The 13,445-nt window shown below is 58.4% G+C and carries 12 protein-coding genes and 2 pseudogenes; 6 read left to right on the top strand and 8 right to left on the bottom strand.

The annotated features are described in order from the left end of the window. Positions 1-208 precede the first annotated feature (208 nt). On the top strand, positions 209-1,240 hold the full coding sequence (gene gntR, locus AC1ROI_RS31235; RefSeq protein ID WP_010457329.1) for an HTH-type transcriptional regulator GntR: 1,032 nt from the start codon (positions 209-211) through the stop codon (positions 1,238-1,240). 104 nt (positions 1,241-1,344) lie between these two features. Here the strand turns inward: gntR and AC1ROI_RS31230 are convergent, their stop codons facing one another. Beyond that, on the bottom strand, positions 1,345-2,217 hold the full coding sequence (locus AC1ROI_RS31230) for a LysR family transcriptional regulator (RefSeq protein WP_102594219.1): 873 nt from the start codon (positions 2,215-2,217) through the stop codon (positions 1,345-1,347). Positions 2,218-2,338: 121 nt separating this feature from the next. Between AC1ROI_RS31230 and AC1ROI_RS31225 the strand changes: the two genes are divergently transcribed. From AC1ROI_RS31225 to AC1ROI_RS31215, 3 genes are all read left to right on the top strand, one after another. Next, positions 2,339-2,770 carry a PACE efflux transporter gene (locus tag AC1ROI_RS31225; protein ID WP_102594220.1) on the top strand — a complete coding sequence of 144 codons (432 nt, stop codon included), beginning with the start codon at positions 2,339-2,341 and terminating at the stop codon, positions 2,768-2,770. Between the two features lie 57 nt (positions 2,771-2,827). Then, positions 2,828-3,460, top strand: coding sequence for a glutathione S-transferase family protein (locus AC1ROI_RS31220; protein WP_102594221.1), 633 nt, complete (start codon positions 2,828-2,830; stop codon positions 3,458-3,460). A 162-nt stretch (positions 3,461-3,622) separates the two neighbouring features. Beyond that, positions 3,623-4,177 (top strand): hypothetical protein, encoded by a 555-nt coding sequence (locus AC1ROI_RS31215; RefSeq protein ID WP_083377273.1) that lies wholly within the window; start codon positions 3,623-3,625, stop codon positions 4,175-4,177. A gap of 70 nt (positions 4,178-4,247) precedes the next feature. Here the strand turns inward: AC1ROI_RS31215 and AC1ROI_RS31210 are convergent. Further along, positions 4,248-4,673, bottom strand: a pseudogene (locus AC1ROI_RS31210) (methyl-accepting chemotaxis protein); the annotation flags it as partial. Between the two features lie 126 nt (positions 4,674-4,799). After that, positions 4,800-5,462, bottom strand: a pseudogene (locus AC1ROI_RS31205) (PAS domain-containing protein); the annotation flags it as partial. Between the two features lie 929 nt (positions 5,463-6,391). Here AC1ROI_RS31205 and AC1ROI_RS31200 point away from each other — a divergent pair. Further along, positions 6,392-6,871, top strand: a complete 480-nt coding sequence (locus tag AC1ROI_RS31200) for a GNAT family N-acetyltransferase (protein WP_102594223.1) — start codon at positions 6,392-6,394, stop codon at positions 6,869-6,871. Positions 6,872-6,925: 54 nt separating this feature from the next. Here AC1ROI_RS31200 and def read toward each other — a convergent pair whose 3' ends face one another. From def to AC1ROI_RS31185, 3 genes are all read right to left on the bottom strand, one after another. Beyond that, entirely contained in the window at positions 6,926-7,465 is a 540-nt protein-coding gene (gene def, locus AC1ROI_RS31195) for a peptide deformylase (RefSeq protein ID WP_010457345.1), read from the bottom strand. Then, positions 7,462-8,418, bottom strand: coding sequence for a YihY/virulence factor BrkB family protein (locus AC1ROI_RS31190; RefSeq protein ID WP_010457347.1), 957 nt, complete (start codon positions 8,416-8,418; stop codon positions 7,462-7,464). Before AC1ROI_RS31190 ends, def begins: the two co-directional genes overlap by 4 nt. 171 nt (positions 8,419-8,589) lie before the next feature. Next, a complete protein-coding gene (locus AC1ROI_RS31185) occupies positions 8,590-8,781 on the bottom strand; it encodes a CsbD family protein (protein ID WP_010457349.1) in 192 nt (63 codons plus the stop codon). A 200-nt stretch (positions 8,782-8,981) separates the two neighbouring features. Between AC1ROI_RS31185 and AC1ROI_RS31180 the strand changes: the two genes are divergently transcribed. Then, a complete protein-coding gene (locus AC1ROI_RS31180; protein WP_010457352.1) occupies positions 8,982-9,359 on the top strand; it encodes a hypothetical protein in 378 nt (125 codons plus the stop codon). A gap of 203 nt (positions 9,360-9,562) precedes the next feature. On the opposite strand, the gene fadD1 is transcribed toward AC1ROI_RS31180, so the two are convergent. Beyond that, a complete protein-coding gene (gene fadD1 / locus AC1ROI_RS31175) occupies positions 9,563-11,263 on the bottom strand; it encodes a long-chain-fatty-acid--CoA ligase FadD1 (protein ID WP_010457354.1) in 1,701 nt (566 codons plus the stop codon). Between the two features lie 383 nt (positions 11,264-11,646). Further along, positions 11,647-13,335, bottom strand: a complete 1,689-nt coding sequence (fadD2, locus tag AC1ROI_RS31170; protein ID WP_102594224.1) for a long-chain-fatty-acid--CoA ligase FadD2 — start codon at positions 13,333-13,335, stop codon at positions 11,647-11,649. Positions 13,336-13,445 lie beyond the last annotated feature (110 nt).

The raw sequence follows: 13,445 nt of genomic DNA, 5'->3' as shown, positions 1-13,445 counted from the left end.
CCTCAGCGCGCAGACAGCGCTACCTTTGCCAGTTATGACGCTTGAGCAAAAGCAGAAGTTGCCGACGCCTTCTTGTCATTTTTGTGGGTTGCAGCATGTTCGTTCCCAATGCCAAAAAGCGGGGATCAGGCAAACCCCCTCACGCATTTGCAGCTGCATCGAGACAGCGCTACCTTAGTGCCTCGAATTTTGTTTGGCAAGCCGTCCGATGATCTCCACTAAAAACGATAAGAATACGCGCACCACTGGCCGCCCTACCCTGAACGAAGTGGCACGCCTGGCCGGTGTCAGCCCGATCACCGCCTCCCGCGCCTTGCGCGGCGTCAGCACGGTGGCCACCGAACTGGTGGAAAAAGTGCAGAAAGCGGCCCTTGAACTCAACTACGTGGTCAACCCTGCCGCCCGCGCCTTAGCCTCGGCCCAGAGCCATTCGGTGGTGGTTTTGGTGCCTTCGCTGTCCAACCTGCTGTTCATCGATACGCTGGAAGCCATTCATCAGGTTTTGCGCCCCAAGGGCTTCGAAGTGCTCATCGGCAACTTCCATTATTCGCGCGATGAAGAAGAAAACCTGCTGCGCAATTACATGGCGTATCAGCCTCGCGGTTTGCTGCTGACCGGTTTCGACCGCACCGAAAGTTCGCGACGGATGATCGAGGCGAGCAACATTCCGTGCGTGTACATGATGGAACTGGACAGCGCCGCCGGGCTCAATTGCGTGGGTTTCTCGCAACTCGCGGCGGGTGAAACGGCGGCGCACCATTTGCTGTCACGTGGGCGCAAGCGCCTGGCCTACATCGGCGCGCAGCTGGATCAACGCACCTTGCTGCGCGGCGAAGGTTTCCGCAAAGCCCTGCAAAAGGCCGGTTTGTATGACCCGGACCTGGAAGTGCTGACGCCGCGCGCCTCCTCCGTCGGCCTGGGGGGCGAACTGTTCCTGCAACTGCTCGCCAATCATCCTGATGTCGATGCCATTTTCTTCGGCAACGACGACCTGGCCCAGGGCGCCCTGCTTGAAGCGATGCGTTGCGGGATCAAAATCCCCGAACAAGTGGCGATCCTCGGTTTCAACGACCTGCCCGCCTCGGCGCACATGGTCCCGCGCCTGAGCAGCATCAGCACCCCGCGCGAGGCGATTGGCCGACGTTCGGCGGAGTTGATGTTGACCTTGCTGGCGGGCAACACCGTGGCGAAACCGGTGCAGGACATGGGGTTTGAGTTGAAGGTGCGCGAAAGTACCTGACCCAGGTTGGCACGAGCCTACTCGCGATGGCGGTGGGTCAGTCACCATCAATGTTGACTGTCAGGTCCTCATCGCGAGCAGGCTCACTCCCACAAGGGATTGCCTCAGCGACCCATCAGTTCAACAAACGCCATCGCGCCTTTCTGCAACGGCTGGCTCTTGAGCCATACCGCGTGCACCGGCAGCACCAGACCGTTCTCGATGTTGCGGAAACTCAGGCGCTTGAGTCTTCCGGCATCGAGTAACGGTTGGACCACCGACAACGGAAAATTGCCCCAGCCCAATCCGGCTTCGACCATTTCCAGCGCCATGGCGAGGGTGTCGGTGCGCCAATAGGATTCGCCCACCAAAGGCCGGGTTTCGCTGATCGGCAGGTCGCGACTGGCAACGATGATTTGCCGCACGTGAACCAGATCCTCCAGAAACAAATCTTCGCCCTGAAACATCGGATTGTTCGCTGCAAGCGTCGCGATCACGCGCTCGGTGCCGACGAACTGGAATCGCTCCAGTACGTTCATGCTCAACCCCGCGAAGGCCAGGCAAACGCTGACGCGACCGCTGTGGAGCATCGCCAGCACATCGTCCTGGGGCGCGCTGAGCAGTTCTATCTCCAGGAGCGGATGACGCTGGGCGATGACCTTGATCGCGGCCAGCAAATGGCGCTTGTCGAGGTCTGCCACGACGCCAATGGACAACTTGCTTTCCAGCCCCAGCGACAGCTCGATCGCATGCACCTGCAGCTGCTTGAGCTGTTCGGCGATCAACCGCGCGTGCGGCACCAACGCACTGGCCATCGCCGTCGGCACCGGTTCGCGATGGCTGCGATCGAACAGCGGATATCCGAGCTCGGCTTCCAGGTTGGCAATGCCCATGCTCACCGCCGACGGCACTTTGCCCAGCGCACGCGCCGCCGCCGAAAACGAACCGCGCTCGATCACGGCCAGGAACAACTCGATGCTGTCGCTGTTGAAATTCATTCCTCGTCCTATCAATAAAACTGAAAGCTGCTGACTTTTTCTGTCAGTACTATTGAAGCTATCTTTCGTCGCCTTCGCCAGTGCTGCTGGCTTCAAGTTCGCGAGAAAGAGGCAAAACTCCATGCAAGGCGTTAAACGAAAACTGGTCTACGTGTCGCTGTTCGAAGTCTTTGGCATGATCTTCTCGACGCTGGGCCTGGCATTGCTGTCCGGCACCTCGCCTGGCAGCACCGGGCCGTTGGCCGTCATCATCACCACCATCGCAGTGACCTGGAATTTCATCTACACCACAGTGTTCGAGCGCTGGGAACGTCGTCAGCCATCGCGCACCCGCACCGTTAAACGGCGCATCGCCCATGCCGTGGGATTTCAACTAACCTTGATAGTGTTTCTCATCCCGCTGATCGCCTGGTGGATGAACATCAGCCTGGTGCAGGCTTTCCTGCTGGACCTGGCGCTGATCATTTTCATCCCGTGCTACACCTTCGCGTTCAACTGGCTGTTTGATCGCACATTTGGTTTGCCCGCCTCGGCGTTGCCGGATCCGGTTTGAAAACCGCGCAATGTCTGTCAGATTCCTGAAGCGTCGAATCGCTAACGGAGTAGCTCAATGGAACATGCACTGAAGATTTTGGGTAAGGCGTCGTCCATCAATGTCAGAAAGGTCCTGTGGACCTGTGAAGAACTGGGCGTTGCCTACGAACGCGAGGATTGGGGTAGCGGTTATACCTCAACCCACACACCGGAGTTTCTGCGGCTCAATCCCAACGCGCTGGTGCCGGTGATCATCGACGACGCTGGAGTGCTGTGGGAGTCCAACACCATCTGCCGTTATCTGGCCGGCAAACACCAGAACACCGATCTGCTCCCCCACGAACCGGCCGCGCGCGCTCGGGTCGAGCAATGGATGGATTGGCAAGCCACTGAACTCAATGCCTCATGGAGCTATGCGTTCACGGCATTGGTGCGTAAAGATCCGGAGTTCCAGGACCCGCATCACATTGCTGCTGGTGTACGTGGCTGGAACCAGAAGATGGGCATCCTCGAACACCAGCTCGCGGCGACCAAAGCTTACGTCGCCGGGCCACGCTTCACCCTCGCCGACATTGTCATCGGGCTGTCCGTCAACCGCTGGCTGATGACCCCGATGGAGCGGCCCGATTACCCGGCCATCGACGAGTATTTTCAGCGACTGGCACAACGTCCGGGGTTCCTCAAGTTCGGCTGCAATGGCCTGCCTTGATGCCCTGCCTTGTTTGCCGCCAAGCGGCAAAGGCTAACCGCAGAACCCACGTCACCCCCTCGGCCAGCACTCACTAACTGGTTGATTTATAGTGGTTTTTGCTTATAGGCATACTATTTGCTCAAAGCACCGCACCACAACTACCTGCAAGGTCTATTCATCATGTTGGTCAGTGCCAAACAACAAACGTTAATGATCCCGCTCTCCAAGAAGCCCGGCGATGATCCTGCGGCTGAAGCCGCTGCCGGCCTTCAGGGGGCGATGCTGCAAACGTTGCAAAGCAACGTTCAGGCGCAAACCGCGCAGGTGCAGACTTCCGCCACCCGGGACGCCACCCGGCAAGTCAGCGAGGCGAGCAAAATCAGCGACAACGTGGATGAAGCGTTCGCCAAAACCCGCGTGCAATTGCAAGCGCTCGAGTCTTTCCAACTGCCGGCCGATGTTAAAGCCAGGGTCACGGACAGCGCCGCCATGAGCGACTTCAAGGACTACATGAGCAAAACGCCGGAGCAGCGCCTGCGCGACAGCATTCTGCAAGAGATGGGGCTGACTGAAGAAGAAGTACAAGCCATGCCACCGGAGAAACAACAGGCGATCGCCAAAGAGATCGCCGAGCGCACGGAGGACAAGGTCAAACTGGCGCAGGTCGAGAAAGAAAACGCCAACAGTGAGAAAGGCAGTAGCCAAGTGGTCGACAAGTTCCTCGCTTCGCTTTAACGGCAGGGAGCCCTGCACTTCATGCAGCAACCGGCACAGCCGGCTGCTACAAGAGACGCGACGCGATCAGTCAGTTCAACTGCAACGTTTCGTTGAACTGACTGATCGCATCCACCACATGCCGCGATCCCTGCTGAATCTCCAGGATCACCTCCCCCGCCTCGTTCGCCAGTTCCACCCCAAGTCCGGTTCTGCTCAAGCTCGACTGCATGCTGGTCACCGCGCTCAACGACAGGTCATGGTTCTTGCGCACCACATCGACGATCTCCAGCGTCGCCTGACTCGTGCGTGCCGCGAGGCTGCGTACTTCATCGGCGACCACCGCAAAACCCCGCCCATGCTCGCCGGCCCGGGCCGCTTCGATGGCTGCATTGAGCGCCAACAAGTTGGTCTGGTCGGCAATGCCGCGAATCGTCTGCACGATGGTGCCGATGATGTCGGACTGTTTGCTGACGGCATCAATACTGAGCGCGGCTTCGTTCAAATCCCGGGAAATGTCCTGGATGATCTGCACCGTTTGCTGCACCACCTGAGAACCTTTCTGTGCACAGGCGTCGTTTTGCACCGACGTGCTGTGCGCCGACTCCGCAGCGGTTTGCAACGTGGCGATTTGCCGGGTGATGTCGCTGGCAAACTTCACCACTTTGTAGAGTCGGCCCTTGGCGTCGAACAAAGGGTTGTAGGACGCTTCGAGGTACACGGTATGGCCGTGTTTATCTTTGCGTTCAAAACGATGAGAGTGATACTCGCCGCGATTGAGTGATGCCCAGAACGCTTTGTAAGCCGACGACTCGGATTCGGCGCGGTGGCAAAACAGGCTGTGGTGTTTCCCCACCACTTCGTTGAGCGAGTAATGCATCGTCTTCAGAAAGTTATCGTTGGCCGTGATGACGTTGCCCTCGGGGGTGAACTCGATCACCGCCATGGAACGACCTATGGCGGCGAGCATGCTTTCTTCTTCGTGTTCCTTGTAAACCCTGGCGGAGATGTCAGTGGCAACTTTAATCACGCTTTTAACCTGACGGTCGGGACCGAACACCGGCATGTAACTGGCTTCGAGCCAGACCTCCTTGCCGCGCTTGTTCAAGCGCAAGAAGCTCCCGCCCACCGGTTCGCCACGGGCCAGGTCGCGCCACAACTTCGCGTAAGCCTCGCTGCGATAAAAAGCTTCCTCGCAAAAGATCCGATGATGTTTGCCGCGCACTTCGTCGGCGCTGTACCCCATGACACTGCAAAAGTTGTCGTTGGCATCCAGCACGATGCCGTCCGGCGTGAACTCGATCATCGCCATTGATCGACTGACCGCCGCCAACTTGGCGTTGGCTTCGCTCAACGCGCAGCTATAGCGCTCGATTTCCAGCAGGTCAGCCTTGTGATGTAGGTTAAACATGGTCGTATCACCTTCAGCGCGTTCTTTTGATTGATGAAAGGTCTTTGGTCTTTCAACGGATCCACCACAACGTTCTATGGAACAGGCACACGCGTTCCTCCACGGGAGGAAGTGTCAGGTGATCAATGATGTTCAATCGGAGTGTCCATGCAGCAACGCACTCATCAAGACATCCTTCTCTTGATAGCCCGGGACCGGGCCAGCCCTAACTGTTTCATAAGTAATTCCCTTTACCGGCCAGCTCCTTGTTACTCCCTGTCGGCGCCTTGGGTTGGGCACTCTTGCTGCGCCATCTTTCATATGGCGAGCGACATGGGTAGTTAGAAGTCAGCGTAGACAGTCGATAGAGGGGCGCAAGGCCACTAGTCGGCCAGTATTGAGGACAAAATCGGTTCAGCGAGGAAAATCAGGAATGCCTGTAGCGCTGCAGCGCATCAAACGAACTCGCAATGTCTGCCCGTGGGCGGCATCGAAGTAATGGGGCATGGCGTTGCTCAGATCGGGGACCGGTCCCCCTCTGTGCAATGGCGCAGGGAAATCTTGCGGATTATTGGGTTACTTCTTTAGGCATGCAGCAGGAGCCCGAAGACCGGGCTCCCTTGTGGCGAGATCAATGACCGAACACATCCACCTTCTTGGCCTTCTTGTCTGCACGCTTTTCATCGGCGGTTTTCGCCGGTTTCTTCTTTGCCGCTTTTTTTGAATCCATGCCTTTGGCCATGATACGTACTCCACTCATACGGGATGTGAGATCAGGTATACACCTATCGCCGGCCGCGCGTTCTTTTATAATCACCCGCTTTGCGCACCGACAGATCGAACCCATGCCCGACACCCAGTACACCCTGCTCGCCGAGCCGTTATGGCCGCTGATGAACAAGTTTTATCGCGCCCACCAATCGCCGATGAAAGCGGTTCGCGACGCTCAGCTGTGGGTCGCCAGAAGCGAGGAGATCATTGGCGCGCTGTGTTTGCGGCCGGTCTCGGGCGGGCATTGGTTGACGGGGTTGTTCGTCGATCCGGCCTGTCGCGAACAGGGCATCGCGGCGGCGTTGATCGCCGAAGCGGTGCGCGGTCTCGACCAACCGGTCTGGCTGTTCTGCCACCCGGACTTGCGGGGCTTTTATGAACGCCGAGGGTTTTCCTTCGATCCGCCAATGCCCTACGCCATGACCGAACGCCTGAGCCGTTATGCCCGCAGCAAACCGATGATTGCCATGGGCCTGGAACCGTCTGTGAATTCGACATGTAGGAGCGAGCCTGCTCGCGAAGGCGGCGTGTCATTCGACATCATCGGTGAATGACCCGCCGCCTTCGCGCGCAGGCTCGCTCCCACCGTGGTTTGTGGTGTTTTCGGCTCAGTCGTCGGCGTCAGGGTCGAGGTCCGGGAACATCACTTCGGTGAACCCGAATTGGCTGAAGTCGGTAATCCGTGACGGGTACAACCGGCCGATCAGGTGATCGCATTCATGCTGCACCACCCGCGCATGGAATCCCTCGGCGATCCGCAAGATAGGCTGGCCCTTGGGATCGAAGCCTTCGTAGCGAATCTGCTGATAACGGTCTACCGCGCCGCGCAGGCCGGGCACTGACAGGCAACCTTCAAAGCCCTCTTCCATCAGCGAGTTCAAAGGTGTGATCAGCGGGTTGATCAGAATGGTCTGCGGCACCGCTTCAGCGTCCGGGTAGCGTTCGCTGTGTTCGAACCCAAAGATCACCAGTTGCAGATCGACGCCGATCTGCGGCGCAGCCAGGCCGACGCCACCGACGCTTTCCATGGTCTGGAACATGTCGTCGATCAGTTGCCACAATTCAGGGCTGTCGAACATCTCGGCCGGCACCGGCGGAGCAATGCGCAGCAGGCGTTCATCGCCCATTTTCAGGATTTCACGGATCATTTTATGGTTTCGTCAGTGTGCGGCTTGATCGAGTGATCCCGACCCAGTCCGGAAACGTGGTGTTTGGGTTCGTGATCGAGCTCACCGGGGACTTTTTCACCGTCATTCTTGCCTTCGGTCGACATGTGCTCGATCACTGCATTCATCTCCGCGCCCAGCAACAGCACCGCGGCGGAAATATAAAAATAGAGCAGCAACACGATGATCGCGCCGATACTGCCATACATGGCGTTGTAGTTGGCGAACTCCTTGACGTACAGGCCAAAGCCCACGGAGGCAAGGATCCACACCACCACCGCCAGCACCGAACCTGGGGTGATAAAACGAAACTCTTGTTTAACGTCGGGCATCACGTAATAAATCAGCGCCACGGCCACCATCAGCAAAATCACCACGACGGGCCAGCGCACGATGGTCCACAGGGTCACGATGAAGTCTTCCATGCCGACTTGCGCGGCAATCCAGCCCATCAGTTGCGGCCCGAGCACCATCAACGCGGCGGCGATCAACAGCATGCCGGCGATGCCAACGGTGTAGATGATCGACAGCGGAAAACGCTTCCACGCGGGCCTGCCTTCGACCACGTCGTAGGCGGCGTTCATCGCGCTCATCATCAGCCGCACGCCGGCGGATGCGGTCCACAGGGCAATCACGATACCAATCGACAGCAAGCCACCCTTGGACTGCTGGAGTTGGTCGATCACCGGGTTCACCTGCTCCAGCGCCTGAGGCGGCAGGACCAGTTCCGATTGCAGACGCAGCCACGAGAAGAAGTCCGGCAGGTGCAGGAAACCGATCAGAGCGATCAGGAACAGGATGAAGGGAAATAGCGAAAACAGCATTTGATAGGCCAGCGCCGAGGCATAGGTCGACATCTCATCGTCGACGAACTCGGTGACCGTGCGCATCATGACACGGTGCAGGCGCAGGCCTTTCATGTGGGGGAAAAACATTAGCGTCTCCTTTCGCCGCAGGTTGGGTTGAAGTCGAGGCGACTCAGGGGCCGTTTTCTACATCAAAGTAGCCTACTTGGCGACTTTGAAACAATTTCCGTGCGCAAGTTCAGGCTGACACAAAAACGGCCATCCGTGGATGGCCGTTCATGTTGTTCATCAAAGGCCGAATCAAGCCTTGTCGACGCCTTTCTTAATCGCGTCCTTGGCTTTGCCGACCGCTTGCTGGGCCTCGCCTTTTCTTTCCTGCACGACGCCTTCTGCGCGCATTTTGTCATTACCGGTGGCCTTGCCGACGCCTTGCTTGACGTTGCCGGCGGCTTCGTTGGCCATGCCTTTTACTTTATCGCCAGTGCTGCTCATGGTGTTTCTCCTGTGAACAATTCAACGGAAAAAGTCGTTACACAAAGATTGACCGGGGGCATTTGCACGGAGTTTCATTTATTTTCACGGCGACATTTCATCGTTCAGTGCAGGTTGGGCTTTATGTTTGCCGACCAACCCCCGAGAATGCGCAACGTATTCAGGCCATGGCGCTGAAGATCCAATCCCGTAGGAATGTTATGAAACTCGATAAAAAGCAGGCCATTGCCCGCAGAAACCAGGAACTCGGCGGTGCTGTGCTTGGCGTCAACAACTGCCATTTCACCGAACTGAACCGCAACCGCAACATCTGGTGGTTCGATATCCCGGTGGCGCGCCTGGCCATTGGTCAGTACGAATGGGTTCACCTGCTGATGCACACGCCGGAAACCGACGAACTGCTGCACTTGAAAGTGCCGACGGTGTTCCTGCGCGAGAAGCTTGAAGGCCTGGTGGTGCGCAACGAAGGCAAGCGCAAAGCCGCCTTGAGCCTGGAGCTGAGCGCCGACAAGGACTCGTACCTCCAGGACATGCGTCCAGCGGGCACCAACGTCAATTTCGCGCCGTTTCGCCTGTAAATAACGAGCCCCCTGTGGCGAAGGGAGCTTGCTCCCGCTGGGCTGCGAAGCGGCCCTGAAACCTGCAACCCCGTTTCGTCAGATGCACCGCATACGCCGGGTTTGCGACTGCTTCGCAGTCGAGCGGGAGCAAGCTCCCTCGCCACAAAAGCGGTCCTGATAGCGTTAAAAAAAAGCCCCGCATCTGCGGGGCTTCTTGTTTGTTACGCGCCGACTTTCCTGGCGTTGAGCTTCTTCAGCTCTTCGTCGCGCAATTCGCGGCGCAGGATCTTGCCGACGTTGGTGGTCGGCAGCGCATCGCGGAACTCCACGGCGCGCGGGACCTTGTAACCGGTGACGTTCGCACGCATGTGCTCCATCACCTGCTCCTTGGTCAACGTCACGCCCGGTTTGGCGACGATGAAGATCTTGATCGCCTCGCCCGACTTCTCGTCCGGCACGCCGATGGCCGCGCATTGCAGCACGCCCGGCAGGGTCGCCAGCACATCTTCCAGCTCGTTCGGGTAAACGTTGAAACCGGAGACCAGGATCATGTCTTTCTTGCGATCGACAATTCGCATGTAGCCGTCCGGCTGGATCAGCGCGATGTCACCGGTCTTCAACCAGCCTTCGCTGTCGAGCATTTCATCGGTGGCGTCCTGACGCTGCCAGTAGCCCTTCATCACTTGCGGACCTTTCACACACAGTTCGCCGATTTCGCCCAGCGGCTGTTCAACGCCGGCATCGTCGATGACTTTGCACACGGTCGATGGAACCGGAATACCGATGGTGCCGATCTGGATGTGCTGGATCGGGTTCACGGTGGCGACCGGGCTGGTTTCGGTCATCCCGTAACCTTCGCAGATGGCGCAACCGGTGACCGCTTTCCAGCGCTCGGCTGCCGCCAGTTGCAGGGCCATGCCGCCGGACAGGGTGACTTTCAGCGCCGAGAAGTCCAGCTTGCGGAACGCTTCGTTGTTGCACAGCGCCACGAACAGGGTGTTGAGGCCGACGAAGCCGCTGAACTTCCACTTCGACAGTTCTTTGACCATCGCCGTCAAATCGCGCGGGTTGCTGATCAGGATGTTGTGGTTGCCGATCAGCATCATCGCCATGCAATGAAAGGTGAAAGCATAGATGTGGTACAGCGGCAGCGGCGTGATCAGGATCTCGCAGCCTTCGTTGAGGTTGGAACCCATCAGCGCCTTGCACTGCAACATGTTCGCCACGAGGTTACGATGGGTCAGCATCGCGCCCTTGGCTACGCCGGTGGTGCCGCCAGTGTATTGCAGGACGGCAACGTCGCTGCTGGCCGGGTTGGCTTCAGCCACTGGCTGGCCGTGGCCCTTGCTCAGCACGTCGTTGAACTTGATCGCCTTGGGCAAGTGATACGCCGGGACCATCTTCTTCACGTACTTGATGACGCTATTGACCAGCAGGCGCTTGAGCGGTGGCAGCAGGTCGGCCACTTCGGTGACGATCACGTGCTTGACGCCGGTTTTCGGCACGACGATTTCGGCCAGATGCGCCATGTTGGCCAGGCAGACCAGGGCTTTGGCACCGGAATCGTTGAATTGGTGTTCCATTTCCCGCGCGGTGTACAGCGGGTTGGTGTTGACCACGATCAGCCCGGCGCGAATGGCACCGAATACGGCGACCGGGTACTGCAACACGTTGGGCAGTTGCACGGCGATTCGATCGCCCGGCTGCAAGTCGGTATGCTGTTGCAGGTAAGCGGCAAAGGCACCGGACAATTCGTACAGTTCACCGTAGGTGATTGTCTTGCCCAGGTTGCTGAATGCCGGTTTGTCGGCGAAGCGCTGGCAGGAACGTTTCAACACTGCCTGAATATTCGGATACTCGTCTGGATTGATCTCGGCAGCAATCCCGGCAGGGTACTTATCCTTCCAAAAGTCTTCGTTCATGGAAGCCCACTCCTCAGCAACGCGAATTCAGCACCGCATTTGATGCGATTATTATTGGTGTGTGTTTGTCGGTGAATCTAGCGCTTTCATAAGCCCGAGACGTCACAAAGCGCGCCGAGAGTAGCAGCTTTGCCAAGGGTCGACTAGAGCCAAAAGCGGCCTCTACGGTCACAATTGTGACTCAAGAATTGCTAGCGGTCATTTTAGAGCAAAAATTCTATACACCCCTGAAAAGCCTGTGAAACCGGGGGCTTCAGATGTTTAAAAGCTTCGCGGGCAAGCCTCGTTCCTGCAGGCTCGCATCGTTCGCTGACTTAACGAACGACACGAACCTGCAGGAGCGAGGCTTGCCCGCGAACGCGCGAAGCGCGGCCATTCACCGACTACGCGATATCCCGCAACTCCCGCCGCAGGATCTTGCCCACCGGCGTCATCGGCAACGACTCCCGCAACACAATGTGCTTGGGCACTTTGTACGCCGTGAAGTTTTCCTTGCAGTACGCCTTCAGCTCTTCAAGGCTGACCCCTGATTCGCGGGCCACCACAAACAGCTTCACCGCCTCCCCCGAACGCTCGTCCGGCACGCCGATCACCGCGCAGTTGGCGACTTTCGGGTGAGCCATCACGATGTCTTCGATCTCGTTCGGGTACACGTTGAAGCCCGAGACGATGATCATGTCTTTCTTGCGATCGACGATGCGCACAAAACCGTCCGGGTCGATCACCGCGATATCGCCGGACTTGAACCAGCCTTCGGCATCCAGCACCTCGGCGGTGGCTTCCGGTTTCTGCCAGTAGCCCTTCATGATCTGCGGGCCCTTGATGCACAGTTCGCCTCGCTCGCCCAGCGGCTGCTCGACGCCTTCATCGTTGATCACTTTCAGGGTGGTGCCCGGCACCGGCAGGCCGACCGTGCCGATCCGCGATTTGTCGCCGTAGGGGTTGGTGCAGGCCACCGGTGAGGTTTCGGTCAGGCCATAACCCTCGGTGATGCGGCAGCCGGTGAGCTGTTCCCAGCGCTCGGCGGTGGCCTTGACCAGCGCGGTGCCACCGGAGTTGGTGAGCTTGAGGCTGGAGAAATCCAGGGTCTTGAAGTCGGGGTGATCCATCAATGCAACGAACAGCGTGTTAAGCCCCAGCAGTGCCGAGAACCGCCAGTTCTTCAGCTCCTTGATGAAGGCGCCGATGTCGCGTGGATTGGTGATCAACACGTTGTGGTTGCCGGTCACCATCATGCACATGCAGTTCGCCGTGAAGGCATAGATGTGGTACAGCGGCAGCGGCGCGATCATCACTTCCTGACCTTCGCGCAGCAATGGCTGACCGTCGCTGCCGAACTGTCCGAGGCATGCCCGCGCCTGTTGCATGTTCGCCACCAGGTTGCCGTGGGTCAGCATCGCGCCCTTGGCCAGGCCGGTGGTGCCGCCGGTGTATTGCAACACCGCGATGTCGTCGAGGCTGACGTTCAGCGGCTTGATGCCCAGGCCCCGGCCCAGACGCAGCGCGCTCTTGAAGGAAATCGCCTGGGGCAAGGAATAGTCCGGGACCATTTTCTTGATCTTGCTCACCATCGTGTTGACCAGCCAACCCTTGGCGGCAGGCATCAGGTCGCCCATCTTCGCTTCGATCAGGTACTGGATGTCGGTGTCGGGCAGCACTTCCTGGACCTTGGCCCCGAACATGTTCAGGTACACCAACGCCCGGGCACCGGAGTCCTTGAACTGATGACGCATCTCCCGCGCGGTGTACAGCGGGTTGGTGTTGACCACGATCAGCCCGGCGCGCAAGGCACCGAACACGGCAATCGGGTAATGCAAAACGTTGGGCATCTGCACCGCGATGCGATCCCCCGGCACCAAGTCGGTGTGGGCTTGCAGGTAACCGGCGAACGCCAGGCTGTAGCGCTCCAGTTCGGCGTAGGTCAGGGTCACGCCCATGTTGCTGAAGGCGGGGCGATCAGCGAATTTCTTGCAGGAACGCTCGAACACCTCAAGCACCGACTTATAGGCCCCAAGGTCAATGTCCAGGGGCACGCCGGCCGGGCGTTTGTCATTCCAGAAATCAGGTTGCATTGTTCTTGTCCTCTTTACCTGAGCCTATCCGGGCCGCTTTTCTGTCACTTTTGTAAAAGCGGGGCTTCACGGACACTAGCAGCTATGGCGAATCAGGCAAATATGCCAAT

The organism is Pseudomonas sp. GW823-FHT02C02 (assembly GCF_058797635.1).
This window is presented reverse-complemented; position numbering and strand designations above follow the sequence as displayed.

Coding starts and splice junctions, on each gene's coding strand:
- gntR (WP_010457329.1), top strand. CDS start 209: ATGATCTCCACTAAAAACGATAAGAATACGCGCACCACTGGCCGCCCT.
- AC1ROI_RS31230 (WP_102594219.1), bottom strand. CDS start 2,217: ATGAATTTCAACAGCGACAGCATCGAGTTGTTCCTGGCCGTGATCGAG.
- AC1ROI_RS31225 (WP_102594220.1), top strand. CDS start 2,339: ATGCAAGGCGTTAAACGAAAACTGGTCTACGTGTCGCTGTTCGAAGTC.
- AC1ROI_RS31220 (WP_102594221.1), top strand. CDS start 2,828: ATGGAACATGCACTGAAGATTTTGGGTAAGGCGTCGTCCATCAATGTC.
- AC1ROI_RS31215 (WP_083377273.1), top strand. CDS start 3,623: ATGTTGGTCAGTGCCAAACAACAAACGTTAATGATCCCGCTCTCCAAG.
- AC1ROI_RS31200 (WP_102594223.1), top strand. CDS start 6,392: ATGCCCGACACCCAGTACACCCTGCTCGCCGAGCCGTTATGGCCGCTG.
- def (WP_010457345.1), bottom strand. CDS start 7,465: ATGATCCGTGAAATCCTGAAAATGGGCGATGAACGCCTGCTGCGCATT.
- AC1ROI_RS31190 (WP_010457347.1), bottom strand. CDS start 8,418: ATGTTTTTCCCCCACATGAAAGGCCTGCGCCTGCACCGTGTCATGATG.
- AC1ROI_RS31185 (WP_010457349.1), bottom strand. CDS start 8,781: ATGAGCAGCACTGGCGATAAAGTAAAAGGCATGGCCAACGAAGCCGCC.
- AC1ROI_RS31180 (WP_010457352.1), top strand. CDS start 8,982: ATGAAACTCGATAAAAAGCAGGCCATTGCCCGCAGAAACCAGGAACTC.
- fadD1 (WP_010457354.1), bottom strand. CDS start 11,263: ATGAACGAAGACTTTTGGAAGGATAAGTACCCTGCCGGGATTGCTGCC.
- fadD2 (WP_102594224.1), bottom strand. CDS start 13,335: ATGCAACCTGATTTCTGGAATGACAAACGCCCGGCCGGCGTGCCCCTG.